The organism is Leptothrix mechoopdaensis (SeqCode), assembly GCF_053893855.1.
In genome coordinates, this window is the sequence record NZ_CM132699.1 from 904,035 (window position 1) to 930,246 (window position 26,212).

The following is a 26,212-nucleotide window of genomic DNA, read 5'->3' on the forward strand; positions in this document are numbered from 1 at the left end:
GGGATGAATTGTTCGCCCCGACCCGGCCGGTCGAACCGATGAGCAGCGGGTCTTTTGCCGGCTTTCTCCCGCGTCGGGGCCCCTCCTACAATCGCGGCCCCTGTTTCCCACGCCTGCACTGGCAGGTCCGCGCGATGTCCGGCAGCACCTTCGGTCACCTGTTCTGCGTCACCAACTTCGGCGAGAGCCACGGCCCCGCGATCGGCTGCGTGATCGACGGCTGCCCCCCCGGCATGGCCCTGTCGGAAGCCGACATCCAGCCTGACCTGGACCGCCGCCGCCCCGGCACCAGCCGCCACGTCACCCAGCGCAACGAGCCCGACCAGGTCGAGATCCTGTCGGGTGTCTACGAGGGCCTGACAACCGGCACGCCGATCGCCCTGCTGATCCGCAACACCGACCAGCGCAGCAAGGACTACGGGAACATCCTCGACACCTTCCGCCCCGGCCACGCCGACTACACCTACTGGCGCAAGTACGGCCTGCGCGACCCGCGCGGCGGTGGCCGGTCCTCGGCCCGCATGACCGCGCCGATGGTGGCCGCCGGTGCCGTCGCCAAGAAGTGGCTGAAGGAGGCCTACGGCACCACCTTCACCGGCTGGATGAGCGCGCTGGGCGAGATCGACATCCCGCATGTCGACGAGTCGCAGATCCCGCTCAACCCGTTCTTCGCGCCCGACGCCGGCATCGTCGAGCGGCTGGAGGCCTACATGGACGCGCTGCGCAAGGCCGGCGACTCGGTCGGCGCCCGCATCGAGGTGCGCGCTCGCGGCGTGCCGGTCGGCCTGGGCGAGCCGCTCTACGACAAGCTCGACGCCGACATCGCCCACGCGATGATGGGCATCAACGCCGTCAAGGGCGTCGAGATCGGCGCCGGCTTCGCCAGCGTCGCCCAGCGTGGCAGCGAACACGGCGACGGCCTGACGCCCGGCGGCTTCGCCAGCAACCATGCCGGCGGCGTGCTGGGCGGCATCTCGACCGGGCAGGAGCTGGTCGTCTCGCTGGCGATCAAGCCGACCAGCTCGATCCGCAGCCCGAAGCCGTCGATCAACCGGGCCGGCGAGCCGACGGTGGTCGAGACCTTCGGCCGCCACGACCCCTGCGTGGGCATCCGCGCCACGCCGATCGCCGAGGCCATGCTGGCGCTGGTCGTGATGGACCAGGCGCTGCGCCACCGGGCCCAGTGCGGCGACGTGCAGCTGCCGATCGCGCCGATCTGAGCGGGGATTGAACTGGCGGGGATCGGCCCGTTTTTTTGCAGGATCGGGCCGGGTGGGTGCGGACTAAGGTTTGCCTGAGTCGCAGCCGCCCGTGGGCGTTGCGTGTCCTTGAACGCCAGGAACTGCCCGCCCATGAAGACCCCGCTCATCCCGCCGACGCACGGCCAGCTCGAAGCTGCACGCGAACAGGCCGGCAAGGACGACGCTGCCGCGTTGTTCGGTGCGCTCGAATCGACCCACGCGATGGCCCACTACACGCCCGACGGCCTGCTGCTGTCGGCCAACGCGCCGTTTCTCGACCTGTTCGGCTACACGCTCGACGATCTCGTCGGCCAGCCACATGGGGTGATGTGCGGGGTCGGCACGTCCGGCCATCCGGACGACATCGCGGTGTGGCACCGGCTGCGCATGGGCCTGATCCAGCGTGGCGATTTCCACCGCACCCATCGTGACGGCCACGACCTGTACGTGCAGGCCACCTACCTGCCGCTTCACGATGCCCAGGGCGCCGTCCGCAAGGTCATCCAGGTCGTCACGGACTTGACCGGCTTGCGCCAGTCGGCACACGAGGCCAGCGCGTGGTCGGAGGCGATCTCGCGTTCCCAGGCCGTCATCGAGTTCGACCTGCACGGCCGGGTGCTGCGCGCCAATGACAACTTCCTGCGCCTGATGGGCTACTCGGCCAGCGACGTGCTGGGCCAGCACCATCGCCTGTTCGTCGACCCGGCCGAAGCTGCCAGCACCGCCTACACCGTGTTCTGGGACCGCCTGGCACATGGCGACTACATGAGCGGCGAGTACCGCCGCATCGGCCGCGACGGCCGCGAGGTCTGGATCCAGGCCACCTACAACCCCGTCTTCGACCTGAAGGGCAAGCCCTGCAAGGTCGTCAAGTTCGCGCAGGACATCACCGCCAGCAAGTTGCGCAACGCCGAGTTCGAGGCCAAGGTGGCGGCCATCGACCGCGCCCAGGCGGTGATCGAGTTCGACCTCGACGGCCATGTGCTGTCCGCCAACCGCAACTTCCTGTCCGCGATGGGCTACACGCTGCGCGAGATCCAGGGCCAGCACCACAGCCTGTTCTGCACCGACGGCTACACCCGCAGCCCCGAGTACCGCGACTTCTGGTTGCGGCTGGGTGAAGGCCAGTTCGTCAGCGGGCGCTTCCACCGGGTCGGCAAGTTCGGCCGCGACGTCTGGATCCAGGCCGCCTACAACCCGGTGCTGGACCTCAACGGCCGCGTCATGAAGATCGTCAAGTACGCCCACGACGTGACGCACGAGGTCGAACTCGAACGGCGCGTGCAGGACAAGTCGCGCCAGATGTCCGACAGCGTGCGCGACCTGATCGAGTCCATCACCCAGATCGCCGCCAACTCCGGCGCCGCCGAGTCGGTCGCCCGCGAGGCCGTCCAGGCGGCCAGTTCGGGGCACCAGGCGCTGAGCCAGTCGATCGAGGCCATCCGTGTCATCGAGACCAGCTCGGACCAGATGTCGCAGATCGTGCGCGTCATCAGCGACATCGCCTCGCAGACCAACCTGCTGGCCTTCAACGCCGCGATCGAGGCGGCGCGCGCCGGCAGTCACGGCGTGGGCTTCTCGGTCGTCGCGATCGAGGTCCGCAAGCTGGCCGAGCGCAGCGCGCAGGCCGCCGGCGAGATCACCCGGCTGATCCAGCAGTCGGTCCAGCAGATCGCCAATGGCGCCGATGTCAGCGTCAAGGCGGCCCACAGCTTCGAGTCGGTGCTGTCGTCGATCGAGCGTGCCGGTCTCAGCGTCTCGGCAATTGCCGATGCGACCGGGCGCCAGCGCGAGATGGCCGGCCAGGTGTCGGTCCTGATCGACCAGCTCGGCCAGGCCGCCGAGGCCGTCTCCTGAGACGGGTCTCGTGTTGATGCCCGCCGCCGACGAACCCCGTCACTGGGGCAGCTTCACGCTGGGCGGTGCCGCCTATGCCCTGCCGCTGGCGCAGCTGCGCGAGGCGGTGCCCGCCGGTCGGCTGGCCGTCTGGCCTGGCACCTCGGGCTGCGTGCCCGGTGCCGTCGAACTGCGCGGCCTGCTGCTGCCGGTGGTCGACCTGCGCCGGCTGGGCGGTGCACCGCCGAAGGCCGATGCCGATGCCGACGTCCATGCCAAGGCCGACGTCCATGCCAATGCCGTGCCGCCGCTGGTCATCGTCATCGCCCATGACGGCCACCTGCTCGGCCTGTGTGCCGACGCGGTCACCGGCATCTTCCAGGCCGCTGGCGATGGCCTCCAGACCGTCACCCACGCCGATGGCAGCGAGCCTTGTGTGCTCGGTGCGCTGGCCCGGCCCGACAGCGGCGCCTTGCACAGCGTGCTGAACGCGGCGGCGCTGATGGCCCTGCCGCAGGTGCCGCGATGCCGTGACCCGAGGGCGACCGGGCCGCTTGATCCCGCCAGCGGCGCGGCTGTCCCGGCACCCGACGAACACTGGCTGCTGATGCAGGCGGGGCCGTGGCGCCTGGCCATCGCCTCGTCGTGCGTGCGCATGGCCGTGCCGCTGCAGGGTCTGCGCCCCAGCGTGCTGAGCCGCATGCGCGGCAACGACGACTGCCTCGGCGAATGGCCGCACCCGACCCAGCCCATCGCCGTGATCGACCCGCTGGCACGTGCCGGCCTGGGTCGGCTGGCCGAGGGCGAGGCCCGTCAGGCCCTGCTGCTCGACACCGACGGCGGCCTGCTCGGTCTGGCGATCGACCGCGTGCTGGACGTGCGCCACCTGCCGCCGCAGGCCCTGCAGCCCTTGCCGGGCGGCCGGGTCACCCGGCCCGAATGGTTTGCCGGCGTGCTGCGCCTGCCCGAGGACGGCGGCGATCAGGCCAGCGGCCTCGACGCCGAACCGTCGCCGCTGCTGGTGCTCGACGCCGCGCGCTGGACCGGCCACGACGAACTCGCCGGCATGGCCAGCCTGCATGCGCCCGGCGCGACCGCCACCGCGTCGTCCGACGCCGGCAGTGGCGCGCTGACGCTGATCACCTACGCCTTGCCCGCCGAGGCCGGCACACCGATCGACCAGGTCGACGAGGTGCTGCCCTGGCAATGCGACCGCGAGGGTGTCGAAGACGACGGCGTCAGTCCCTGGGTCGGCCTGTGCATGCACCGCCAGCAACCGGTGTCGCTGCTGTGCCTGCGACGCTGGAGCGGCGCCGCCACGTCGCCGACGACCGACTCGGCCGCCAGCATCCTGCTGGTCCGCAGCGGTGAGCAGCGCATCGGTTTCATCGTCCCGAAGCTGCTGGGCATCGAACAGGCCGGCTGGCAACCCGCCGTGGCCGGCGTGCTGCGCAGCCGCAACCCGACCCCGATCCAGGCCGCCCGCCTCGCCCAGGTCGACCCGCCCACCGGCCCGCGCCGCCTGGTGCCCGTGCTGGACCTGCGCGACATCGCCCGCAAGGCCCTTGCTTCCAGGGCTCCGGGAACCCCCCTTTGACAAAGGGGGGAATCTGGGCCAGCGCAAGACGCTCAGGCCGTGACGCGGCCGGCGACGCTGTCGACGCGCTGGAGCCAGGTGGCGATGTCGTCGAGCGGGATCTGGGTGTCGGTGCCGCCCAGGCGCACTGCTTCGCGCGGCATGCCGTAGACGATCGACGTGGCCTCGTCCTGCGCGGCGGTGAGGGCGCCGGCGCGGCGCATCTCGAGCAGGCCGCGGGCGCCGTCGTCGCCCATGCCGGTCAGGACCATGCCGGCGGCGTTGGCGCCGGCGACCTGGGCGACCGAGCGGAACAGCACGTCCACCGACGGCCGGTGGTGGTTGATCAGCGGGCCGTCCAGCACCTCGACGATGTACTGCGCGCCGCTGCGCTTCAGGCGCATGTGGCGGCCGCCTGGGGCGATCAGCACGCGGCCGTTGATGACACGCTCGCCGTCGCGCGCCTCCATCACCTCGACCTGGCAGATGCGGTCCAGCCGCTGCGCGAAGCTGGCGGTGAAGTTGGCCGGCATGTGCTGGACGATCACGATGCCGGGCACCGTGCGGGGCAGGTCACGCAGGATCTTTTCCAGCGTCTGCACGCCGCCGGTCGACAGGCCCAGCGCGATCACGCGGTCGGTCGTGCGAGACATCGCGACGGCGGCCGTGACGGGGCCGTTGACGGCGACGGGCGCTGCCTTCGCCACAGGGCGGGCAGCGGGTCGTGCGGTGGGCGGCATCGCCGCGCGGACCGCCCGCAGGTTGGCTTGTGCCGCCGCGCGCACGGCCTCGACCAGGCCGTTGCTGCTGTCTTCCAGGAAGTTGCGCAGCCCCAAGCGGGGCTTGGTGACGAAGCCGACGGCGCCGGCCTCCATCGCCTGCAGCGTGGTCTCGCAGCCGGCCTCCGTCAGCGTCGAGCACATGACGACCGGCGTCGGCCGTTCGGCCATCAGCTGGCGCAGGAAGCTGATGCCGTCCATGCGCGGCATCTCGACGTCCAGCACCAGCACGTCGGGCCAGTCGGCGCGCATCTTGGGCAGCGCGAACAGCGGGTCGGAGGCGGTCGCGATGACCTCGATGCCGGCCTGGGTGAGCAGGTCCGACAGGTGCTTTCGGACGACGGCGGAGTCGTCGACGATCATGGCCCGGATGACCGGCATGGGGTGACTGCCTGGCAAGTGGTGCGGTGGTGGATGTGTCGGCGCGGGCGACGTCAGCGCTCGGAGCGCCGCATCGCGACCTCGCCGGTGCGCATGTCCAGCCGGACCGAGCGCGGCACGTCGTCGCCGACGTCCACGCCCATCAGCTGGAAGCCGTGGCGGTCGACCAGTTCCCAGCCGATCTCGATGTTGCGCACGCCCACGTTGGGCTTGTGCGCGAGGTGGTCGGGCAAGGTGTCGGCGCCGCCGTAGAGATGGGCCTCGTATTCGTCCGGTCGCGTGCCAACATGCGCGATGGCCTCGACCAGCAGCGCCACGGCCTCGGCGGCATAACGACCGTCGCGCAGCGTGGCCTCGACCACGTTGCGGTCGGGCAGCAGGTAGTGGCACATGCCGCCGATGCGACGTTTCGGATGCCACAGCGTGATCGCCACGCAGGACCCGAGCAGCGTGCGCAGGCTGGCCGGCTGGTTGCCGAAGTAGAGCTGGCCGGGCATCAGCAGCAGGTCCGTGCCCGGCTGCGCCCGCGCGACCACGCCGGTCGGCAGGTTGGCGGGCACGCGTCGATGCTGGTGCGCGTGGGCTTCACGTCGCGTGTGCATAGACGGCGGTGGCGACGGCCCGGACGGGCAGGTCGAGGTTGGCGAGGGATTCAGCATGGCCGGTGTACAGCAGTCCGTCGGGCTTGAGCTGGCCCAGCACCCGCCGCACGATGGCGGCCTTGGCGGGCGGATCGAAATAGATCAGCACGTTGCGCAGGAAGATCACGTCGAAGCTGCCCAGCGTGCGGGGCAGGTCGCGCATCAGGTTGGCCGGGCCGAACGAGACGTGCTCGCGCAGGTGGCGCTGCACCAGCACATGGCCGTCGTATTCGCCGGTGCCGCGCAGGCAATGGCGTTTCAGGCGTGCCGGGCTCAGGTTGCGGGCCCTGTCCATCGTGTAGAGCGCGCGCTTGCCGTGCTGGACCATCTGCGTCGACAGGTCCGTGCCGACGATCTCCCAGCGCGCGCGTTCGCCGATCTCCTCGTCCAGCAGCATGGCCAGGCTGTAGGCCTCCTCGCCGGACGAGCTGGCCGCGCTCCAGACCCGCAGCGGCTGGCCGGCCAGGCGCTGCAGCAGCGCGGGCAGCTGCGCCTTCAGGTGGTCGTAGTGCTGCGGCTCGCGGAAGAAGTAGGTCTCGTTGGTCGTCAGCTTGTCGACCACGCGGGTGATCTCGTCGGGCGTGGCCGCGTGGATCAGCTGGTGCACGTAGTCGTCCAGCCGGGCATGTCCGGCCTGCTGGGCCAGACGCTGCAGGCGGCCTTCGACCAGCGGCTTCTTGGCGGCCACCAGCCGGATGCCCGAGACCTTCTCGAACAGGCCGACGACGGCCTCGAAGGAGCCCTGGGACAAGCTCATGCGGCCACCAGCCGCTGGCTCGACGACGCCACGCGATGCGCGGACGCCGGCTGCGAATGCGCGACGATCTCCGCGCCCAGCGCGCTCTCGTCGAGCACCTGGGCCAGGGCCAGCACCGGCGTGACCTCGCCGCGCAGGCGGGCATAGCCGGCCAGGAAATGACCGGGCACGGCGGTGCCCAGCGGCGGCACCGGCTCCAGGCCGGCGGCCGGCGGTTCGGCCACCTCGTGCACGGCATCGACCAGCAGGCCCAGGGTCTGCGGCCGCTGGCTGTGTTCGTCGTGGCTCTCGACGATCACGACGCAGCTGCGGCGGCTGCGGGTGGCCCGGCCCAGGCCCAGCCGGGCCGCCAGGTCGATCACCGGCACGACGGCGCCGCGCAGGTTCATCACGCCGCAGACGAAGGCCGGCATCAGCGGCAGCGCCGTCAGCGTGGTCAGCTTGAGGATCTCGCGCACCTGCTCGATGGCGACCGCATAACGCTGGTCACCCAGGGCCAGCCGCAACAGCTGGCCGGCCGGGTCGGTGCCGTCCTGGTTCATCGTGGCGCTCATCGGCGTCGCTCCGGTCTCGGGTTGTCGGGCCAGGTTCAGAAGCGCGTGAACGCGGCTTCGTCGATCACGTCGGCCCAGGTCACGGCCGAGCCACCCGAAGCGGCCGGACGGGCCGGCGCGGCGGCGCTCTTGCGCGGCTTGGCGCCGCCGAGCGGTGCGCTGGCGTGACCACTGACGGCGGCCGGCGCATGGCGACGCGCCTTGACCGGTGCCGGCGCGACGCCGGCCTGTGCCATCGCATCGGACTGCAGCCGGAAGAAGGCCATCAGTTCCTGCAGCTGCGTGGCCTGGGCCGACAGCTCCTCGGCAGTGGCCGACAGCTCCTCGGCGGCCGACGCGTTCTGCTGGGTCGAGCCGTTGACGTGTTCCATCGCGGCATTGATCTGCGTGACGCTCTCGGCCTGTTCGCCCGAGGCGGCGGCGATCTCCTGCACCAGCTCGCTGGTCTTGTTGATCGACGGGACCATCTGCGAGAGCAGCGAGCCGGCCTTCTCGGCCATCGTCACGCTGGATCCTGCGAGCTGGCCGATCTCCTGCGCGGCGACCTGGCTGCGTTCGGCCAGCTTGCGGACCTCGGCGGCGACCACCGCGAAGCCCTTGCCGTGGTCACCGGCACGGGCCGCCTCGATGGCGGCGTTCAGCGCCAGCAGGTTGGTCTGATAGGCGATGTCGTCAATGATCGAGATGCGCGTGGCAATCGCCTTCATCGCCTCGACGGTGCGCGACACGGCCTCGCCGCCATCGCCGGCCTCGCGGGCGGCCTGCGTGGCCATGCCGTCGGTCATGTGGGCGTTGTCGGCGTTCTGCTTGACCGACGAGGCCATCTCCTGCAGCGAGGCACTGGTCTCCTCGATGCTGGCGGCCTGTTCGGACGCCGACTGCGACAGCGACTGCGACGTGCTCGAGACCTGGTTGGCCGCAGCGGTCAGCGACTGGCTGGCCGCGTTGACCTGCGCGATGGTCGTGACCAGCTGCGCAATCATCTGGTTCAGGTCACCCTGCAGGCGCTCGAAGATGCCTTCGAACTCGCCGTCGACCGTCTGGCTCAGGTCACCGTCGGAGATGCGGGTCAGCGCGTCGCTGAAGACGTTCAGGTTGGACTCGGTCGTGCTGACGACGGTGTTGATGCCGTCGCCCAGCGTCTTGAAGAAGCCGGTCGCGCCGGTCGTGTCGATGCGGTTGCCGAAGTCGCCGCGTGCGGCGCCCTGGACCACCTGAGTCACCGACTCCTCCAGCTTGACTTCCTCGGTGCGATCGAGCCATTCGAGCACCGTGCCGACACGGTTGCCCTTCGGGTCGGCGATCGGGCTGGCGGCCAGCGCGATGGTGCGGTCACCGAACTTCATCTGCGCGCGGTGGGTCGCGCTCAGGCCGTCGATCATGCGGCGCTGGTGCGCCGGGTTGGCGTGGAAGATGTCGAAGGTCTGGCCGACCACCTGGCTGGCGGTGAAGTTCGGCAGGCGGGTGCGGATGTCCGACTCGATGCGGCCGAGCAGGGCGGTGACCGAGTGGTTGCCGTAGCGGATCACGCCGTCGGCATCGGCGATCAGCACCGCGCTGGGCACGCCGTCCAGCGCCATGCGGATGCGCAGGTTCTCGGCGGCGGCGGCGGCGGCATCGCGCAGGCGCTCGCGCACCGGCTCGATCGCGTCGTTGACGAAGGCCTTCTTGCCCGGCAGGCGGGCCAGCGGCTGCTCGAAGTCGCCGTGGCCGAAGGCCTGCACGACACCCAGCGCCTGGCGGCTCATGTCGAGGTGGCTGGCCACCATCGTGTTGATGCCGTCGGCCATGCTGGCGTAGTCGCCGCTGTAGCGGCCGGCGTCGATCGTCGCGTCGATCTCGCCCTGGTCATGGGCGGCGGCCATGCTGTTCATCTCGCCGATCAGGCGGGTCAGCGTGCTGCGGGCCTGTTCGAACGACTGCGCGATCTGGGCGAACTCGTCGCGGCCGGCGGCGTTGACCGGCTGGTCCAGCGCGCCGGCGGCGATGCGGCCGGCGTCGTCCTGCAGCTGCCGGGCCGAGCGGCGGATCGAGCCGACCGTGGCGGTGTAGAGGTAGAGCGCGGCCAGCAGGCCGAGGACCGACAGGCCGATCATCACGGCGCGTTCGCGGCTGATGCGCTCGACCCGCGCGGTCAGCTGCTCGTTCAGCGCATCGACCGCGTTGTCGTGGAAGGCGAAGATCTTTTCCTGCATCGCCACGCTGTTGGTGAACAGCGCATCGGCCGACACCCGGGTCGGCCCGACCACCGCGAGGGTGCGGATGTCGGCCTTGAAGCGGTCGATCGCGTCGGCTGCTTCCTTCCAGCCCTTGGGTGCCGGCTGGCCGCTGCGTTCGTAGGCGGCGACGTCGCGGCGCACGGCCGAATCGGTCGCGTCGACCTCGTGCAGCATGGTGCGCAGCGTGGCGACTTCCTCGGCCGACATCTGGCCTTCGACGGCCGCATTGACGGCCTGGTCGCGCAGCATCGAGATCGCGTCCAGGAAGGGCACGATGCGGTTGAAGGCGATGTCCTGCAGGAAGTAGGGGCCGGCATCGGGTTCGAGCAGCACGCCCGAGCGGTCGAGCACGTCATGCGTCAGGCGCGACAGCCGATCGGTCAGCGCCAGGTAGCTCGACTCCAGCGTGGCCACGTCGGTCTGCGGCGTCAGGCGCTGGAACTGCTCGATCTGGACGCGCGTCTCCTTCCACGGCCCGGCGAAGGCCGGGTCATGGCCAATGCTGGAACTCTCCAGTGCCTTGTCGACGGCGGCCAGGTCGTCGCCGAGCTGCTTGTGCTGCCGGGCGATCAGTTCCTCCGAGCCCTTCACGTGCGCCTGACCGAGCGTCAGCGCCGACTTGTAGGCCCGCACCGGGTCGTAGATGTCGATCAGCTCGTTGGCCACCGGCGTGGCCTGCAGCTCGCCGCGGGTGTAGTCCAGGTCGGCGTTCTGCTTGACCACCACCGAGGCCAGCAGGCCCAGCAGCGGCACCGTCAGCACCGTCGCGACGAGCGCGAACTTGGCACCCAGCGTCATGCGCTGGAGCAGCGGGTCGACCGGCGCGAACAGACGCGGCGGCCGATGGGCGGAGGCAGTCTTCTGGGTCATGGGCGTCTTTCTTGAAAAGGGTGCAGACGGTGCGGAACGGGGGCGTTGCGTGAAGGTTCAGGCCGACACCGCGGCGTGGGCGCGCGCGGCGGTGCCGCGTCGGCCTGCAGCGGCGGGTGCGGAGGCGTCCTGGAGTCGGTACTGCGAGATCAGGTGCTGCAGCTGGCTGGCCTCGTCGTCGAGCTGGTCGGCGGTGGCCGACAGTTCCTCGGCCGACGCGGCGTTGATCTGGGTGGCGTGGCTGACCTGGTCCATCACCGCATGCAGCTGGCTGACCTGGTCGGCCTGCGATTGCGAGGCCCGCGCGATGTCCTGCACCAGCGCGCTGGTGCGGGCGATCGACGGCTGCATCTGCTGCAGCAGCGAGCCGGCCTGTTCGGCCATGCCGACGCTGTTGCTGGCCAGCTCGCCGATCTCGCGGGCGGCGACCTGGCTGCGTTCGGCCAGCTTGCGGACCTCGGCGGCGACGACCGCGAAGCCCTTGCCGTGGTCACCGGCACGGGCCGCCTCGATCGCGGCGTTCAGGGCCAGCAGGTTGGTCTGGTAGGCGATGTCGTCAATGATCGAGATGCGCGTGGCGATCGCCTTCATCGCGTCGACGGTCTTCAGCACCGCGCTGCCGCCCTGGGTCGCTTCCTGCGCCGCGCGGGTGGCGATCTCGTCGGTCTGGCGGGCGCTGCGGGTGTTCTCCGACACGCTGCCGGCCATCTCCTGCAGCGAGGCGCTGGTCTCTTCCATGCTGGCGGCCTGTTCCGAGGCCGACTGCGCCAGCGACTGCGACGTGCCGCTGACCTGCGAGGCCGCGATCGAACAGGCGCTCGGCCGCTTCGCGCACCTGGCTGAGCGTCAGGCCGACGCCGCCCATGACCTCGTTGAGCATGTCGCCGAGGCTGCGATAGAAACCTTCGGCGCGCTCCAGCGAGACACGGGCCGAGAAGTCGCCGGCAGCGGCCGATTCGGCCAGCCGCGTCAGCGCCTGTTCGGCCGCCAGCTGGTCGGTCAGGTCGGCCCACTGGCCGACGCTGCCGAGCGTCTGGCCGCTGGCGTCGCGCACCGGCGTGGTGATGACCTCGTAGGTCCTGCCGCCCAGCACCATGCGGGTCTGGACCCGCTGGGTCAGGCCGCGCAGGCGGGCGACCGCCGCTTGCGGGTCCTTGTAGAACACGCCCACCGAGGCGCCCAGCACGGCCTCCGGATCGAAGCCCGGCAGGTCCTGGCGGAAGGCGGCGGCGTCGCGGCGCAGGATCTGCCGCAGCGCGTCGTTGAGGTAGACGATGGTGCCGTCGGCATCGGCGATGCGCACCGGCATCGCGGCGGCGTCGAGGGCCTGGCGGATGCGCAGTGCGGCATGGCGTTCGGCCAGCTCGGTGGCCGCACGGGCCTGGGCCTCGGCCTGTTCGCGCAGGCCGGCCGTCAGGTCGCGGCATTCGCACAGCAGGCCGGCGCCCTGGCCGGCGGCGTCGTGCAGCGGCTTGAGCGTGAGGGCCAGCGTCAGGCCGTAGGCGTCGACCTGCTGGCTGGTGGCCTTCAGGTCGATCAGCGTGCCGGCCGGGCCGAACAGCTGGCTCAGTCGCTGACCCACCCAGTCGGTGCGGGCGTTGCCGGCGCGGGCACCGGGGCGGCGGGCCTGGACCTGGTCGAGCAGCTGCTGCAGGGCCGGGTTGACCAGCCGCAGCGTGCCGTCCTCGCTGCAGGCGCCCACCGCGCTGGTGCTGCTGGTGATCAGCTGCTGCAGCAGGTCGGCGCGGTCGGCGTTCTCGTCGTGCGCGGCCTGCAGCGTGACGAGCTGGTCGGACTGCGCGGCCGCCTCGGCCTGCAGCGCGGCCCGTGCCGCCTCGGCACGGTCACCGGCCTGTCGCGCCGCCCAGGTCGAGACGCCGGCCAGCGCGGCGGCGGCGAGCGCCAGCAGGCCGCCGCCCAGCGTCGGGCTCAACACGCCGGCATGACCGGCGCCCAGTGCGGCGAGCGGGGCGAGCAGGGCGGTGGCGCTGCTCAGTCGCTGCATCGCATCGGGAGGGGTGTTTCGGGCTTGCGGCATGTCGGGTGTCCGTGTCTCGTGTGGGGCAGGGTGGGGCATCGTCTGCGGGCCGTCTCGGGGCGGTCCGTCAGGCTTGGGACAGGGCGTTGGCCAGGTGGCCGCGCTGCGGCGTCACGTGGACCATCAGGCTGGGCACGTCGACCACCAGCGCGACTTCGCCGCTGCCGAGGATGGTCGAGCCGGCGATGCCGGGCAGGTGCTGGAAGATCCGGCCGAGCGGCTTGAGCACGGTCTGGTGCTCGCCCAGCAGGCGGTCGACCATCAGGCCGACCTTGCCGGTGGCCGTGCGCACCAGCAGCATGCTCTGGCGCTGCGGCCGGGTGCCGGCCACGCCGAAGCAGGTGCGCAGGTCGACCCACGGCAGCACCTCGCCGCGCAGGTCGAAGCAGCCGCTCAGGCGCGTGTCGGCATCGCTGCGGCAGGCCGGCGGGGTCTCGATGCACTCGACCACGGTCTCCAGCGGCAGCACGTAGTGGACGTCGCCGATGCTGGTCAGGAAGCCGTCGATGATCGCCAGCGTCAGCGGCAGGCGGATCTGCATCGTGGTGCCGCGACCGACCGCGCTGGCGATGTGGATGTGGCCGCGCAGCGCGTCGATGTTGCGCTTGACCACGTCCATGCCGACGCCACGGCCGGAGATGTCGGTGACCTTCTCGGCGGTCGAGAAGCCGGGCGCGAAGATCAGGTGGTTGACCTCGGCATCGCTGAGCACCGCGTCCTCGGCGACCAGGCCGCGTTCGACGGCCTTCGCGAAGATGCGGTCACGTGCCAGGCCGCGGCCGTCGTCGCTGACCTCGATGACGATCTGGCCGCTCTCGTGATAGGCGTTCAGTGCCAGCCGGCCGCGTGCCGGCTTGCCGTTGGCGACACGGTCGTCGGCCGACTCGATGCCGTGGTCCAGGCTGTTGCGGACCAGGTGCATCAGCGGGTCGGCGATCGACTCGACCATCGCCTTGTCCAGTTCGGTGTCGCCGCCGGTGATCTCCAGCGCGACGTCCTTGCCGAGCGACTTGCTGACGTCGCGCACGACCCGCTGGAAGCGCGCGAAGGTCTCGCCGATCGGCACCATGCGCAGGCTCAGCGCGCCGTCGCGGGCTTCCTGCACGAGGTCGTGGATGCGTTGCGCGGCCTCGATGAAGCCGGGCGAGTTCTCGCGCTGCGCGACCAGCTGGGCGCCCGAACCGGCGATCACCAGCTCGCCGATCAGGTCGATCAGGTGATCGAGCTTGTCGGCACTGACGCGCAGGTAGCGGTTCTCGTCGCCGCGCTTGTCGGTGCGGCGATCGGGCGCGGCCTGGCGACGCTCGGGCTTGCCGCCGCGACGTTCGATGTCGACCGGTGCGACGGCCGCCCCGGGGCCGCCGGCCTCGACCGCGTCGAGCACGTCGAGGACCTCGGTCAGCGCCAGCGCCTGGGCGCTGTCGGTGCGGCGCAGCGGCAGCACGATGCCGAGCGCCAGCCAGCGCTGCAGCAGCGCGCGACGGGCCTCGGGCTCGCCGCCGCTGCGGCGGTCCAGCAGCGCGTCATGGGCCTGGGTGTCGGCCTCGGGCGGCAGGATCTCCAGCGAGCAGTCGTCCAGCACGAACTCGAACACCTGCTCGATGGCGGTCTGCGTGGCCTCGCTCTCCAGCCGGATCTCGAAGCCGAGGTGGCAGTTCTCCGGGTCCAGCGCCGCCAGCGGCGGGACCGTGTCGGCCACCGTGTCGATGGCGCGGACCGTGCCGACCGTGGCCAGGTAGCGGATGAAGGCGAGCGGGTCCAGGCCGTTGCGCAGCACGTCGGCGCCGAAGCGCAGCGACAGCAGCCACAGGCCCTGGCCCGGACGGTCGGCCAGCACCGCCAGGTCGGACAACCCGGCCAGTTCGGCGCTGGCGGCGCGGCCCTGGTGGTCCTCGCCATAGGTCGCCGAGACGGCGTCCGGATCGGCCTCCGGATCGGCCAGCGGACCGCCGGCGGTGCCGGCCTGCTGGCCCATCAGGCGACGCAGCTCGGCGCCCAGCGTGCGGCTGTGGGCCTGCACGTCGGCATCGCAGTCGTCCAGGCCCTGACGGCCGGCGCGCACTTCCTGCAGCAGCCGGCCCATCTGGTCACGCGACTGCAGCAGCGCGGCGGCCACGGCATCACCGAAGGCCAGGGTGTCGCTGCGCAGCGACTCCATCAGCGTCTCGACCTCGTGGGTGAAGGCGACCACGGCCTCGCAGCCGAACAGGCCGGCGGTGCCCTTGATGGTGTGGGCGGCGCGGAACGCGGCGTTCAGCAGCTCGTGGTCATCGGGCGCGGATTCGAGCCCGAGCAGCGCGTCCTCGAACTGCTGCAGCAGCTGGTCGGCCTCTTCGAGGAAGCCGTCGCGTGCTGCGGCCAGGATGTCGTCGTCGTCGTTCATCGGGTGTCCCGGATTCAGGCCCGTGGGGCCGAGGGGTCGAGCAGCGACTGCAGGCCATAGGTCTGCAGCACCTCGCGCACCACCGCGCTGGACTGGACGATGCGCAGTTGCGCACCGGCCGGCTTCAGCGTGTTGCGGGTCGACAGCAGCAGCTGCACGCCGGTGCTGTCGCAGGCGTTGATGTCGGCCAGGTCGAGCAGCAGGTCCTCACCGGCCGGCGTCGCGGCGACCGCCGCGAGCAGCGCCTCGCGCTGGGCCTGGGCCTGCTGGATGTCGAGTTCGCCGTGCAGGGCGTGCTGCGTTGCGGTCATCGCTCGCCTCAGACGCAGAGCTTGTTGACCGCCTCGACCAGCTGCGACGGCTGGAAGGGCTTGGTGATCCAGGCGCGCGCACCGGCGGCGCGGCCCTCGGCCTTCTTGGACTCCTGGCTCTCGGTGGTCAGCATGATCACCGGGGTGAACTTGTAGCTCGCCAGCGTCTTGATGTGACGCAGGAAGGTCAGCCCGTCCATCTGCGGCATGTTCACGTCGCACACGATCAGGTTGATCTTCTGGCCGTTGAGCTTGGTCACGGCGTCCTTGCCGTCGCCGGCCTCGACGACCGCGTAGCCGGCCTTCTGCAGCGCCAGCTTCACGACGGTGCGGAAGCTGCTCGAATCGTCCACGACCATGACGGTCTTGCTCATGTCGACTTACTCCTTGAAGAACGAGGTGACCAGCTCGACCAGCTTGGACGGCTGAAAGGGCTTGGTGATCCAGGCGTTGGCACCGGCGGCGCGGCCTTCGGCCTTCTTGGCCTCGCTGGTCTCGGTGGTCAGCATCACCACCGGCGTGCGGGCGTGTTTCGGCTGGGTGCGCAGCTGGCGCACGAAGCTCAGGCCGTCCATGCCGGGCATGTTCACGTCGCAGACCAGCAGGTCCACGGGCTGGGTGCCCAGCTTGCGCATCGCGTCCTGGCCGTCGCTGGCCTCGACGACGGCATAGCCGACGCGCTTGAGGGCCAGCGCGACCACGGTGCGGAAGCTGCTGGAGTCGTCGATGACCATCACGTTCTTGCTGCCCATGGCAGTTCTCCTTGTCGTTGAGGTTGGCTGCGGGGGGTTCAGAAGAACTCGACGCCGCTGTTGCGTTGGATGTCCACGGTGCCGTGGTGGTGGTTGCGCTGTTCTTCCATCGTGTAGGTCCGTTCGAGGTCTTCCAGCCAGCGCGCCGCGTCGGCATGCGACGCACCCTCGTGGGTCTCGATCCAGCCGGCGAAACGCTGCATGTCGTTGCCGATGGCATCGAGCATCTGCGTCAACCGGTCCTGGAACTGGAAGCCCACGAAGATCTGTTCGAGGTCCTGGCCGAGCTGCACGCTGAGCGTCTGCAGCTCGCGCGACGAGGCCAGCGAGGTCGACAGGTCGCGCACCAGCACGGCCACCACGTCGCGGGCCTGCAGCCGGGCGCGCAGCTCGATCTCCTCGTCGGAGCGGGTCTGCGCGATCGCCTGGTTGCGGGACTTCTCGATCCGTTCGGCCAGCTTCTGGATCCGCGTGGCCAGCTGCGCGCCGTTGCGCTCGCACTGGCCGGCCAACGAGCGGACCTCCTGGGCCACGACCGCGAAGCCCTGGCCTTCGCGACCGGCGCGGTGGGCCTCGATCGAGGCGTTCAGCGCGACCAGGCCGGTGTTGGCGGCGATCTGGCGCACGTCCTTGACCAGCCGCTGCAGCGCGTCGAGTTCCTCGTGCAGGCTGATCACGTCGTCGAGCATCGCCCTGCGCTGGCGGGTCGCCTCCTGCATCGGCTCCAGCAGGCCGGCGATGGCGCCCTGGTGGACCTCCACCAGCTCGTCGGTGGTGCCGGCGCGCAGGCTCAGCGAGCTGCCCTCGACCTCGCGGGCGGCCACCGACAGGCCGTCCGACAGGCTGGAGAAGGACTGCAGCAGCGCATCGATCTGCTTGCCGGCCTCGTTGCGCGAGGCCTCGATGTGGCGTTTCCAGACCGGCACGACACGGCTGACCATCAGCCGCGCGCCGCTGTCCGTCTCGCCACGGCCGGTCGACCGGAGCGGCGCCGCGTGGCGGCGCTGCACCAGCCAGCCGGTGACGACTGCGCCGGCCAGCGCCACGCCGGTGGCCACGGGCCAGCCCGGGTCGGCGGCCGCCAGGACCGCGCAGGCGGCCGCCGTGGCCAGGGAACCCGCCAGCGCCATCGGGTCGATGCCGCCGCCGGACCGGCTTGCCGCCGGGTTCGAGGTCGTGTCCTGGTTCAACGTGTCACCCCGCTCGGGAGCGCCCGCCAGGAACGTGTGCGTTTGACCATCGGGGCGTGCTCCATCTGAAAAAGTCGTTGTCGTCAGGTCGCGTCGGGGCTGCCCGCAAGACAGGCATGCCGAAGCGCTCAGGACGTACTGTGTTCGGTGAAGACCTCAGCCAATGACCGGATATCGGCCGGCGGAACCGTTTACTTCTCAGGTTTTCCTGGCCCCACCTGGCGGAAGAATCCGTTCATCGGATCCTTGTGGACGCCTCGTGCGTGCAAGGGCCCCACCTCTCCACCGAGGACACCGGATGACGATGAACCTAGTGGCGCCATCCCCGCCCGAGCTGGGTCAGCCGACCCCTGAAACCGGCGCGTCTGACACCGCCGAGGCCCCGGCTCGACCCGCGCCGGCGGCGCGCGGCAACACGCTGCGCAACTTCTTCCGCTACCACGGCATCTATGCGCCGGGCGTGCGCGTGATGCGGGCGCTGTCGGTGCGCGGCAAGGCGACGCTGCTGGCCGGTGCCTTCGTGCTGCCGCTGGTGTTCGCGCTGGAGCCGCTGCTGCTGTACGACGGCCTCGACGCCGAGCACGTCACGATGCTGCTGGCGGCGATCGGGACCTGCCTGGCGCTGGCCATCTACATGCTGATGTCGTTCTACCGGGTCACCCACGGCGGCCTGGCCCATCTGAAGGAACAGGTCGGCCGCATGGCGACCGGTGACCTCAGCATGCGCCCGCAGCCCTGGGGCCGCGACGAGGTGGCCCACGCGATGCATTCGCTGGGCCAGTCGCTCGGCCGGCTGGCCGACCTGTTCGCGGTCGTGCGGCAGGGCGTGGCGGCGTCGTCCCATGCCTCACGCGAGATCGCCGCCGGCAACCACGACCTGGCCCGCCGCACGGCCGATGCGGCTGCCGCGATCGACCAGGTGCTGGCCGGTGTCGGCCAGTACATCGAGCAGCTCGACGCCAGCGGCCTGCGGGTCGACGAGGCCGAGGCGGTGGTCCAGCGCATGCGACTGGACGCCGCGCACGCGCGCCACCAGATGGCCCAGCTCGATGCCCGCATGCAGGCGCTTCAGCAGCGCAGCCGCGAGATCGTCGAGATCGTCGCGCTGATCGACAACCTGGCCTTCCGCACCAACATCCTGGCGCTGAACGCGTCGATCGAGGCGGCCAAGGCCGGCGAGGCCGGGCGCGGCTTCGCGGTCGTGGCGCAGGAAGTGCGCAGCCTGGCCGGCCGCAGTGCCGAGTCGGCCCGCCGCATCGGCGAGATCATTTCCGGCTCGACCGACGACATCGCGCAGGGCCACGTGCTGGCCGGCGAAGCGTCGCAGGCGCTGCGCCAGACCGACAGCCAGGTCAGCCGCATCCACGACGAGATGCAGCAGATCGTCGCGCTGACCCGCGCCGGCCAGAACAGCTCGCAGGAAATCCTGGCCGAGCTGCGTCGCCTCGGCGAGCTGACCCAGGAGAACCACCGCCTGGTCGACCAGATGGCGACCGCCTCGAACGCGCTGAGTGCGGAAGGCGACCGGCTGGATGACACGGTGGCGGGCTTCAAGCTGGTCTGATCGGCGCCGGGCGCGCCTAGACTCCCGGCCGTGTTTCGCTGGACCGACCTCCGCCGCGCCGCCCTGGCCCTGTTCCAACCCGACGCCCGACCGGGCTGGCCGGGCCGCGCCCGCGAGCGCCTGCCGCAATGGTTCGGCTCGCTGCGCCTGCGGCTGGCGCTGGCCTGCGGCCTGCTGATCGCCATCAGCGTCATCGCCGTGACCGCCGCCGTGCTGGCGCACGGGGCCCGCAACACCGAACAGGCGGTGCTCGACAACGAGGCCGCCAACGTCGATCACCTGGCCGTGCTGCTGCGCGACCGTGTCGTCCGGCTGCAGCTGGCGCTGCGCGCGGCGGCCCAGCCGGTCGACCAGCGCGTGCTGCGCGACCGCGAGGCCCAGCAGCGCTACATGGCCCAGCGCCAGGTGCTCGCCACGCTGTTCGCCACCATCGCGCTGGTCGATCTCGACGGCCGCGTGCTGGTGCTGCGCGACGGCGCTGCCATCCTCCACCCCGACACCCGGCTGGACGACCGACCCTATTTCCGCGCCACCGTCGGCCAGGTCCGGCCGATCGTCTCCGAACCGCTGATCGGCCGGGTCTCGCGCGAGGCGCTGGTCGCCCTGACGATGCCGGTGCTGGGCGAGGACGGCACGCTGCGCGCCGTGCTGCTGGGCACCCTGAGGCTGAACTCGCGCGACCTGCTCTATGGCCTGGGCGGCAGCGAGTCCGAAGGGACCGGGGTCATGCAGACCGTCATCACCGATGCCGGCGGGCTGGTGCTGGCCCACCCGGATCCGGCCGTGATCCTGCGGCCGATCGACGAGGTGCCAGGCCTGCGCGTCGCGGCGGCCCGCTGGGTCCGCGCCGGCCGGCCGGTCGAACCGCTGCCGGAGGCCTACAGCGACAGCGGCTATGTCGTCGCGGCGGCCGGCGTGCCGGGGCCGGACTGGATGGTCTTCCGCATCGCCAACACCGATGCGCTGCTGGGCGGCGTGCGCTCCGGCGTACGCGAGGCCATCGCCTACGGTGCGGCGGTTGCCCTGCTGGCGATGGCGCTGCTGTGGCTCTGGCTGACCCACCTGCTGCGCCCGCTCGACCGGCTCGAACAGCGCACCCGCGCGCTCGGTCCGGGTGGCCCGCCGCTGGACCAGGGCTGGCCCGGTGCGCGCGGCGAGGTCGGCGAACTGGAACAGGCGCTGCGCGGTGCGCTGCACGAACAGGCCCGGGCCGAGGCCAGCAACGCCGAGCTGCTGGTCAAGCTGCGATCGGTCATGAGCACCGCGCCGATCGGGCTGGCCTTCACCCGCTCGCGCAACTTCGAGCTGGTCAGCGACGAGTTCTGCCGGATGTTCGGCCACCCGCCGGGCGGACTGGTCGGCGAGTCGGCCCGGCTGATCTATGCCTCCGACGCCGACTACGCCGGGCTGGGTCCGCGGGTCGCGCTGGCCTTCGACGAGGGCCGGCCCTACAGCGGCGACCACGAGTTCGTGCGCCGCGACGGCAGCCGCTTCCTGGGCGAGCTGACCGGTCAGCCGGTCGACGCGGAGGATCCGACCGCCGGCACGATCTGGCTGCTGCGCGATGTCACGCAGGAGCGGGCCCAGCAGCGCGAGCTGGCCTGGAGCGCCAGCCACGACGGGCTGACCGGGCTGGTCAACCGGCGCCATTTCGAGCGTTCGCTGGCGCAGCTGGTCGAGGGCCAGCGCCAGGCCGAACGCCTGGGCCAGTCCTGGCCGACCGCGGCGCTGCTGTTCATCGACCTGGACCTGTTCAAGCAGGTCAACGACCAGGGCGGCCACGCCGCCGGCGACGAGATGCTGCGCACGGTGGCGCGCACGCTGGGTGGCAGCCTGCGTCGCGACGAATGTGTCGCGCGGCTGGGCGGCGACGAGTTCGCCGTGCTGCTGGAGGGCTGCGACCCGGTCGCCGCCGAACGGCTGGCCCACAAGCTGCAGCGGGCGGTCGAGCAGATCCGCCTGCCCTGGGGCGATCTGGAACCGCTGCGGGTCGGTGCCAGCGTCGGCGTGGTCATCATCGAGCCGCCGCTGCGCGAGCCCGATGCGCTGATGCACGCGGCCGATCTGGCCTGTTATGCGGTCAAGCAGTCCGGCCGCCACGGCGTGCGCGTGGCCGAGCGTCCCGGCGCCGCTGCGTGAACCTGTAACAGGCGCATCCGGCGTCCCTCATCTGGGTGGACCCATCTGGGTCAGTACACCCTTTGCCACACCCACGTTGGCGACCCGATCCGTGACGAAAAACACGCCGGATCCTGCTGCATTGCAGCAATCTTGCGCGAATTTTGACGTTTCGGGTCCGGATCGAGGGCTTGGATCCCACGTTCAGATGGGTTTTGTGGGCGTAACCAGCTTACTTTTGCTCACGGCGCCTTTCAGCCAAGTTTCATGCGCAGCCGATAGGATCCTGGGAAATCGTTCCATTCCATCATTTTGGGTTGGGTGAAGTCCCCAAACGGGGGCTGTTCAAACCTTCCGGGATCCGATCGTGACCACTCTGCTGTCTGCCCCCTCTGCCTCCCGCGCCGCTGCGGCATCGACCGATGCCCGCCCGGCCGCGCGCCGGGGTGCCCGCAACACCACGGTGCTGCTGGTCCTGGGCGCCCTGCTGGGGGTGACCTGGGAGGTCAGCCGGCGCGGCTGGGTCCCGACCGACGGCGAGATCGGCTACTGGATGGGCGTGGCCGGCGGCTCGATGATGTTGCTGCTGCTGCTCTACCCGCTGCGCAAGCACATCCGCGCGATGCGCGACTGGGGCTCGCCCAAGGTCTGGCTGGCCGGCCACATGGTGCTGGGCATCGGCGGTCCGCTGCTGGTGCTGCTGCACTGCGGCTTCAAGGCCGGTTCGCTGAACGCGGCGGCGGCCCTCTACAGCATGTGCATCGTGGCGGCCAGCGGGATCGTCGGGCGTTTCCTGTATGTGCGGATCAATCGCGGCCTGGTCGCAGAACGCAACGCCCTGGGCGACTTGCGGCGGCAGATGGGCTTCGACGGCTCGCATCGATCGGTGCTGTGGTTCGCGCCGCATCTGCAGGAAACGCTCGACGCCTTCGAGGCCGACGCGGTCGAGCGCGGGGCCGTCAAGGCCGCCGCCTGGCGCCACTGGCTGCGCCTGCTGCTGGTGCTGCCGGTGCGCAGCTGGCTGGTGCGCGTGAAGGTCCAGCGCGAGGCCCGCCTCGGCCTGCGCATCCTGGCGCGCACGCAGAACTGGCAGCCGGCGCTGCTGCGCCATCGCCAGCGCCAGCTGCGTCGTGCGCTGGTGAGCTACTTCGTCGGCGTGATGCGGGTGGCGATGTTCGCGGCCTGGGAGCGGGTCTTCGCGCTCTGGCACGTGGCCCACATCCCCTTTGTGTTCCTGCTGGTGATCGCGGGCGTCGTGCACGTGGTCGCGGTCCACGCGTACTGATGATCGATGTGCGCCGCACCTGCCTTCGGCTGCCGGGTTTCCTGCCGCTGCTGGCGCTGTTCGCGCTGCTGACGCTGCTGGCGGGCGGTGCGCGCGCGCAGGGCATCGAGTCGGTGCTGGCGCCGGGCAAGCTGACGCAGTCGCACGTCAAGGCCGAGGCCGACTGCAAGAACTGCCACGTCAAGTTCGACCGCGCCGCGCAGGACCGCCTGTGCAGCGACTGCCACAAGGACATCGGCGCGGACGTGCGCGACAAGGCCGGCTTCCACGGCCGCAAGCTGGCCGCGCAGCCGACCGCCTGCCGCGACTGCCACACCGACCACAAGGGCCGCAACGCCCGCATCGTCGAGTTCGATCCGAAGGCCTTCGACCACACCGGCCTGGCCGACTGGGCGCTGCGCGGCGCGCACGTGAAGACCGAATGCAAGAGCTGCCACGTGGCCGGCAAGAAGTGGCGCGAGGCGCCGCAGGACTGCCTGGGCTGTCACAGGAAGGACGACACCCACAAGGGCTCGCTCGGCCCGAAATGCGCCGACTGCCACAGCGAGAACGACTGGAAGAAGACCACCTTCGACCACGACAAGACCCGCTTCGCGCTGAAGGACAGGCACGCCGACGCCAAGTGCGGCGACTGCCACCGCGACACCAATTACCGCGAGACGCCGCGCACCTGCATCGGCTGTCACCGCAAGGACGACGAGCAGCTCATCAAGGGCCGTCGCGGCCACCAGGGCCAGTACGGCGAGAAGTGCGAGAGCTGCCACACCGCCAAGGCCTGGAAGCCCAGCACCTTCAACCACGACACCGACACGAAGTACCTGCTCAAGGGCAAGCACAAGCCGCTCGAATGCAAGAGCTGCCACACCGGCCATCTCTACAAGAACCCGGTCAAGAGCGACTGCCTGAGCTGCCACGTCAAGGACGACAAGCACAAGGGCACGCTGGGCAAGGACTGCGCGGCCTGCCACAACGAACGTGGCTGGAAGGACCAGGGCAAGTTCGACCACGACAAGACGAAGTTCCCGCTGCTGGGCAAGCACATCGAGACCGAGTGCAAGGCCTGCCACAAGTCGCAGGTCTTCAACGAGGCACCGAAGGACTGCATCGGCTGCCACGAGAAGGACGACAAGCACGAGAAGACGCTCGGCCGTGACTGCGGGGCCTGCCACGGCGAGCGCGACTGGAAGACCACCCGGGGCAAGTTCGACCACGACAAGACCCAGTTCCCGCTGCGCAACGGCCATGCCGTGCCCAAGCTCGAATGCAAGGCCTGCCACAAGAGCCTGAAGGAGATGCGCAAGACGCCGATGGACTGCCTGAGCTGTCACAGGAAGGACGACAAGCACGAAGGCCAGCTCGGCGCGCGCTGCGAGAACTGCCACACCGACAAGACGTGGAAGACCACCATCGGCTTCGACCACGCCAAGACGAAGTTCCCGCTGACCGGCCGCCACATCACGACCGTCTGCAAGGACTGCCACACCACCGGTGCGCGCTTCAAGGACGCACCGTCGGACTGCTACAGCTGCCACAAGAAGGCCGACAAGCACAAGCAGACGCTGGGCCCGGCCTGCGAGAGCTGCCACAACACGCGCTCGTGGGGCATCTGGAACTTCGACCACGACCGGCAGACCCGCTACCGGCTCGAAGGTCCACACGCCAAGGTCGCCTGCATCGCCTGCCACAGCCGCCCGGCGCCGGCCGGCCAGAAGGTCGCGCCGACCGGCAACACCTGCATCGCCTGCCACCGCAAGGACGACGTACACGACGGCAGCTTCGGCAATCGCTGCGAGCAGTGCCACGTGGTCGACCAGTGGAAGCGCATCGCCAACCGCGGCATGGCGCCGCCGCCGGCGATCCAGCCGGCCGCACCGCCGGTCACCCCGTCGACCACACCGCCCGCCCGGACCAACCGGAGTCCATCATGAAGCTGTTGCGTGCCCTCGTGTTCCTGACCGGTCTGCTGACCGGACTGGTCGGGCTGTTGCCGGCGGCGCAGGCCCAGACGGCCGGCCGCAACTTCGACCACAACCGCACCGGCTTCGTGCTGAGCGGTGCGCACGCGCGCGAGCGCTGCGAGTCCTGCCACGTCAACGGCGTGTTCAAGGGCACGCCACGCGACTGCCAGACCTGCCACACCGCCGGCAACCGGCTGGCCCGCACCAACACGGTCAAGTCGTCGGACCACATCCCGACCACCGCGCCGTGCGAGACCTGCCACAACAGCCAGTCCTTCAGCGGCGCGCGCTTCAGCCATGCCGGCGTCGTGCGCGGCACCTGCACGACCTGCCACAACATGCGCAACGCGCCGGGCAAGCCGTCCAACCACATCGCGACCACGGCCAGCTGCGACACCTGCCACCGCACCACCGCCTGGCTGCCGGCCACCGGCACGGACCACAGCACCTTCAGCGCCGCGACCAACTGCGCGAGCTGCCACAACGGCACCAGCGCGACCGGCAAGACGGCCCGCCACATCACGACCGGCGCGCTGAACTGCACCAGCTGCCACAGCACCCGGGCCTGGCTGCCGAGCAGCTGGAACCACAGCCAGATGGTCGTCGCCGGCACCTGCTCGTCATGCCACAACGGCAACAACGCCAGCGGCAAGTCGCCAACCCACATGGCCACCACGGCGCAGTGCGACACCTGCCACAAGTCGACCAGCAGCTGGGCCGCCAGCACCAAGGTCGACCACGGCACCTTCACCGTCGCCACCAACTGCAGCACCTGCCACAACGGCAGCACGGCGACCGGCAAGCCGATGACGCACATCCCCGTGGCGGCGACCAACTGCATCGCCTGCCACACGACCACCGGCTGGAAGCCGCACCGCTTCACGCACAGCCAGGTCGTCGTCACGAACCAGTGCAGCTCCTGCCACAACGGCAGCTACCCGCCAGCCGACGGCCGCAGCGCGACGCACATCCCCTACCAGTCGCTGACGGGCGTGGCGATCACCAACTGCGACACCTGCCACAAGGCCGGCTTCGTCTCATGGACCCCGGCGCGGCTGCACACCAGCGTGACGGTGACGGCGCAGTGCGCCACCTGCCACCTGTCGATCAAGCCGGCGACCGGCGTGCACGTGGGCGTGACCGGCAACTGCGAGAGCTGCCACCGCTCGACCGCCTCGTGGGCATCGGCCACGTTCGCGCATTCGCCCACCAACGCGGTTGGCACCGGCACCTGCGACACCTGCCACAACGGCGTGACCGCGCGTGGCAAGTCGACCACCCACATCCCCGTGCCGGCGGCCACGGCCAAGTGCGATTCCTGCCACCGCTCGCAGACCGCGTTCGCGACGGCGGTGACGATGAACCACAGCGTCGTCAACACGGCGACCTGCAAGAGCTGCCACAGCGGCGCCTACCTGGCCGAGGGCATCGTCGGTGCGCTGGCCAAGCCGGCCAACCACATCCCCGAGGGGCTGCAGCTGCTCAACGGCAGCGCGATGGACTGCAACGCCTGCCACCGCTCGACCACCGTCTGGACCACCGTGACCATGAACCACAACGGCTCGATGGGCAACGGCTCGGGCTGGTGCAAGGGCTGTCACCAGAGCGGCACCGCCTTCCTGGGTGCGATGGACCGCATGGCGGTGAACCACCGCAACCGCACGCCGGCCCCGACCGACTGCTCGATGTCGGGCTGTCACCGCCCGCTGGGCAGCTTCGGCAGCACCTACACCCGGTGGAACTGACCACCCGATCACGA

Annotated in this window: 20 protein-coding genes; 8 read left to right on the plus strand and 12 right to left on the minus strand. The window is 70.6% G+C overall.

From position 1 onward, the window contains the following. Window positions 1-134: 134 nt before the first annotated feature. From aroC to ACWA7K_RS04105, 3 genes are all read left to right on the plus strand, one after another. On the plus strand, window positions 135-1,220 hold the full coding sequence (aroC, locus tag ACWA7K_RS04095; RefSeq protein ID WP_456165905.1) for a chorismate synthase: 1,086 nt from the start codon (window positions 135-137) through the stop codon (window positions 1,218-1,220). 132 nt (window positions 1,221-1,352) lie between these two features. Further along, on the plus strand, window positions 1,353-3,098 hold the full coding sequence (locus ACWA7K_RS04100) for a PAS domain S-box protein (RefSeq protein ID WP_456165907.1): 1,746 nt from the start codon (window positions 1,353-1,355) through the stop codon (window positions 3,096-3,098). A gap of 16 nt (window positions 3,099-3,114) precedes the next feature. After that, window positions 3,115-4,674 (plus strand): chemotaxis protein CheW, encoded by a 1,560-nt coding sequence (locus ACWA7K_RS04105; protein ID WP_456168679.1) that lies wholly within the window; start codon window positions 3,115-3,117, stop codon window positions 4,672-4,674. A gap of 32 nt (window positions 4,675-4,706) precedes the next feature. Here the strand turns inward: ACWA7K_RS04105 and ACWA7K_RS04110 are convergent, their stop codons facing one another. The 12 genes from ACWA7K_RS04110 to ACWA7K_RS04165 all read right to left on the minus strand — a co-directional run bounded on the left by ACWA7K_RS04110 (window position 4,707) and on the right by ACWA7K_RS04165 (window position 17,528). After that, window positions 4,707-5,813: a protein-glutamate methylesterase/protein-glutamine glutaminase gene (locus ACWA7K_RS04110; protein WP_456165909.1), complete on the minus strand. Its 1,107-nt coding sequence runs from the start codon at window positions 5,811-5,813 to the stop codon at window positions 4,707-4,709. Between the two features lie 53 nt (window positions 5,814-5,866). After that, window positions 5,867-6,373: a chemotaxis protein CheD gene (locus ACWA7K_RS04115; RefSeq protein WP_456165910.1), complete on the minus strand. Its 507-nt coding sequence runs from the start codon at window positions 6,371-6,373 to the stop codon at window positions 5,867-5,869. Between the two features lie 25 nt (window positions 6,374-6,398). After that, window positions 6,399-7,211, minus strand: a complete 813-nt coding sequence (locus ACWA7K_RS04120; RefSeq protein ID WP_456165912.1) for a CheR family methyltransferase — start codon at window positions 7,209-7,211, stop codon at window positions 6,399-6,401. Next, window positions 7,208-7,765 carry a chemotaxis protein CheW gene (locus ACWA7K_RS04125; RefSeq protein ID WP_456165914.1) on the minus strand — a complete coding sequence of 186 codons (558 nt, stop codon included), beginning with the start codon at window positions 7,763-7,765 and terminating at the stop codon, window positions 7,208-7,210. The genes ACWA7K_RS04120 and ACWA7K_RS04125 overlap by 4 nt, the downstream gene beginning before the upstream one ends. A gap of 35 nt (window positions 7,766-7,800) precedes the next feature. Then, window positions 7,801-10,854, minus strand: coding sequence for a methyl-accepting chemotaxis protein (locus ACWA7K_RS04130; RefSeq protein WP_456165916.1), 3,054 nt, complete (start codon window positions 10,852-10,854; stop codon window positions 7,801-7,803). A gap of 57 nt (window positions 10,855-10,911) precedes the next feature. Continuing rightward, the gene (locus ACWA7K_RS04135) at window positions 10,912-11,466 is read right to left on the minus strand and encodes a methyl-accepting chemotaxis protein (protein WP_456210457.1); all 555 of its coding nucleotides are present in this window, start codon (window positions 11,464-11,466) and stop codon (window positions 10,912-10,914) included. Beyond that, complete coding sequence (locus ACWA7K_RS04140; RefSeq protein ID WP_456210360.1) at window positions 11,411-12,892, minus strand: PAS domain-containing protein; 1,482 nt, start codon at window positions 12,890-12,892, stop codon at window positions 11,411-11,413. Before ACWA7K_RS04140 ends, ACWA7K_RS04135 begins: the two co-directional genes overlap by 56 nt. Before the next feature lie 67 nt (window positions 12,893-12,959). Continuing rightward, on the minus strand, window positions 12,960-15,275 hold the full coding sequence (locus ACWA7K_RS04145; protein WP_456165920.1) for a chemotaxis protein CheA: 2,316 nt from the start codon (window positions 15,273-15,275) through the stop codon (window positions 12,960-12,962). Between the two features lie 14 nt (window positions 15,276-15,289). Next, the gene (locus ACWA7K_RS04150) at window positions 15,290-15,586 is read right to left on the minus strand and encodes an STAS domain-containing protein (protein WP_456165922.1); all 297 of its coding nucleotides are present in this window, start codon (window positions 15,584-15,586) and stop codon (window positions 15,290-15,292) included. An 8-nt stretch (window positions 15,587-15,594) separates the two neighbouring features. Beyond that, complete coding sequence (locus tag ACWA7K_RS04155; RefSeq protein ID WP_456165924.1) at window positions 15,595-15,960, minus strand: response regulator; 366 nt, start codon at window positions 15,958-15,960, stop codon at window positions 15,595-15,597. A gap of 6 nt (window positions 15,961-15,966) precedes the next feature. Then, window positions 15,967-16,338, minus strand: coding sequence for a response regulator (locus ACWA7K_RS04160; protein WP_456165925.1), 372 nt, complete (start codon window positions 16,336-16,338; stop codon window positions 15,967-15,969). A 38-nt stretch (window positions 16,339-16,376) separates the two neighbouring features. Beyond that, window positions 16,377-17,528, minus strand: a complete 1,152-nt coding sequence (locus ACWA7K_RS04165) for a methyl-accepting chemotaxis protein (RefSeq protein WP_456165927.1) — start codon at window positions 17,526-17,528, stop codon at window positions 16,377-16,379. Between the two features lie 298 nt (window positions 17,529-17,826). On the opposite strand from ACWA7K_RS04165, the gene ACWA7K_RS04170 reads away from it, so the two are divergent. The 5 genes from ACWA7K_RS04170 to ACWA7K_RS04190 all read left to right on the plus strand — a co-directional run bounded on the left by ACWA7K_RS04170 (window position 17,827) and on the right by ACWA7K_RS04190 (window position 26,198). Next, window positions 17,827-19,092 carry a methyl-accepting chemotaxis protein gene (locus ACWA7K_RS04170; RefSeq protein WP_456165929.1) on the plus strand — a complete coding sequence of 422 codons (1,266 nt, stop codon included), beginning with the start codon at window positions 17,827-17,829 and terminating at the stop codon, window positions 19,090-19,092. A 30-nt stretch (window positions 19,093-19,122) separates the two neighbouring features. Next, a complete protein-coding gene (locus ACWA7K_RS04175) occupies window positions 19,123-21,231 on the plus strand; it encodes a diguanylate cyclase domain-containing protein (protein WP_456165931.1) in 2,109 nt (702 codons plus the stop codon). Window positions 21,232-21,577: 346 nt separating this feature from the next. Then, the gene (locus ACWA7K_RS04180) at window positions 21,578-22,495 is read left to right on the plus strand and encodes a hypothetical protein (protein WP_456165933.1); all 918 of its coding nucleotides are present in this window, start codon (window positions 21,578-21,580) and stop codon (window positions 22,493-22,495) included. Next, a complete protein-coding gene (locus ACWA7K_RS04185) occupies window positions 22,495-24,423 on the plus strand; it encodes a cytochrome C (protein WP_456165935.1) in 1,929 nt (642 codons plus the stop codon). Before ACWA7K_RS04180 ends, ACWA7K_RS04185 begins: the two co-directional genes overlap by 1 nt. Beyond that, a complete protein-coding gene (locus ACWA7K_RS04190; RefSeq protein ID WP_456165937.1) occupies window positions 24,420-26,198 on the plus strand; it encodes a cytochrome c3 family protein in 1,779 nt (592 codons plus the stop codon). The genes ACWA7K_RS04185 and ACWA7K_RS04190 overlap by 4 nt, the downstream gene beginning before the upstream one ends. Window positions 26,199-26,212 lie beyond the last annotated feature (14 nt).

Bases quoted from the DNA above. Each gene is read 5' to 3' on its own strand.
- aroC (WP_456165905.1), top strand. From the start codon at position 135: ATGTCCGGCAGCACCTTCGGTCACCTGTTCTGCGTCACCAACTTCGGC.
- ACWA7K_RS04100 (WP_456165907.1), top strand. From the start codon at position 1,353: ATGAAGACCCCGCTCATCCCGCCGACGCACGGCCAGCTCGAAGCTGCA.
- ACWA7K_RS04110 (WP_456165909.1), bottom strand. From the start codon at position 5,813: ATGCCGGTCATCCGGGCCATGATCGTCGACGACTCCGCCGTCGTCCGA.
- ACWA7K_RS04130 (WP_456165916.1), bottom strand. From the start codon at position 10,854: ATGACCCAGAAGACTGCCTCCGCCCATCGGCCGCCGCGTCTGTTCGCG.
- ACWA7K_RS04170 (WP_456165929.1), top strand. From the start codon at position 17,827: ATGACGATGAACCTAGTGGCGCCATCCCCGCCCGAGCTGGGTCAGCCG.
- ACWA7K_RS04105 (WP_456168679.1), top strand. From the start codon at position 3,115: ATGCCCGCCGCCGACGAACCCCGTCACTGGGGCAGCTTCACGCTGGGC.
- ACWA7K_RS04120 (WP_456165912.1), bottom strand. From the start codon at position 7,211: ATGAGCTTGTCCCAGGGCTCCTTCGAGGCCGTCGTCGGCCTGTTCGAG.
- ACWA7K_RS04190 (WP_456165937.1), top strand. From the start codon at position 24,420: ATGAAGCTGTTGCGTGCCCTCGTGTTCCTGACCGGTCTGCTGACCGGA.
- ACWA7K_RS04145 (WP_456165920.1), bottom strand. From the start codon at position 15,275: ATGAACGACGACGACGACATCCTGGCCGCAGCACGCGACGGCTTCCTC.
- ACWA7K_RS04150 (WP_456165922.1), bottom strand. From the start codon at position 15,586: ATGACCGCAACGCAGCACGCCCTGCACGGCGAACTCGACATCCAGCAG.
- ACWA7K_RS04185 (WP_456165935.1), top strand. From the start codon at position 22,495: ATGATCGATGTGCGCCGCACCTGCCTTCGGCTGCCGGGTTTCCTGCCG.
- ACWA7K_RS04155 (WP_456165924.1), bottom strand. From the start codon at position 15,960: ATGAGCAAGACCGTCATGGTCGTGGACGATTCGAGCAGCTTCCGCACC.
- ACWA7K_RS04160 (WP_456165925.1), bottom strand. From the start codon at position 16,338: ATGGGCAGCAAGAACGTGATGGTCATCGACGACTCCAGCAGCTTCCGC.
- ACWA7K_RS04140 (WP_456210360.1), bottom strand. From the start codon at position 12,892: ATGCCGCAAGCCCGAAACACCCCTCCCGATGCGATGCAGCGACTGAGC.
- ACWA7K_RS04125 (WP_456165914.1), bottom strand. From the start codon at position 7,765: ATGAGCGCCACGATGAACCAGGACGGCACCGACCCGGCCGGCCAGCTG.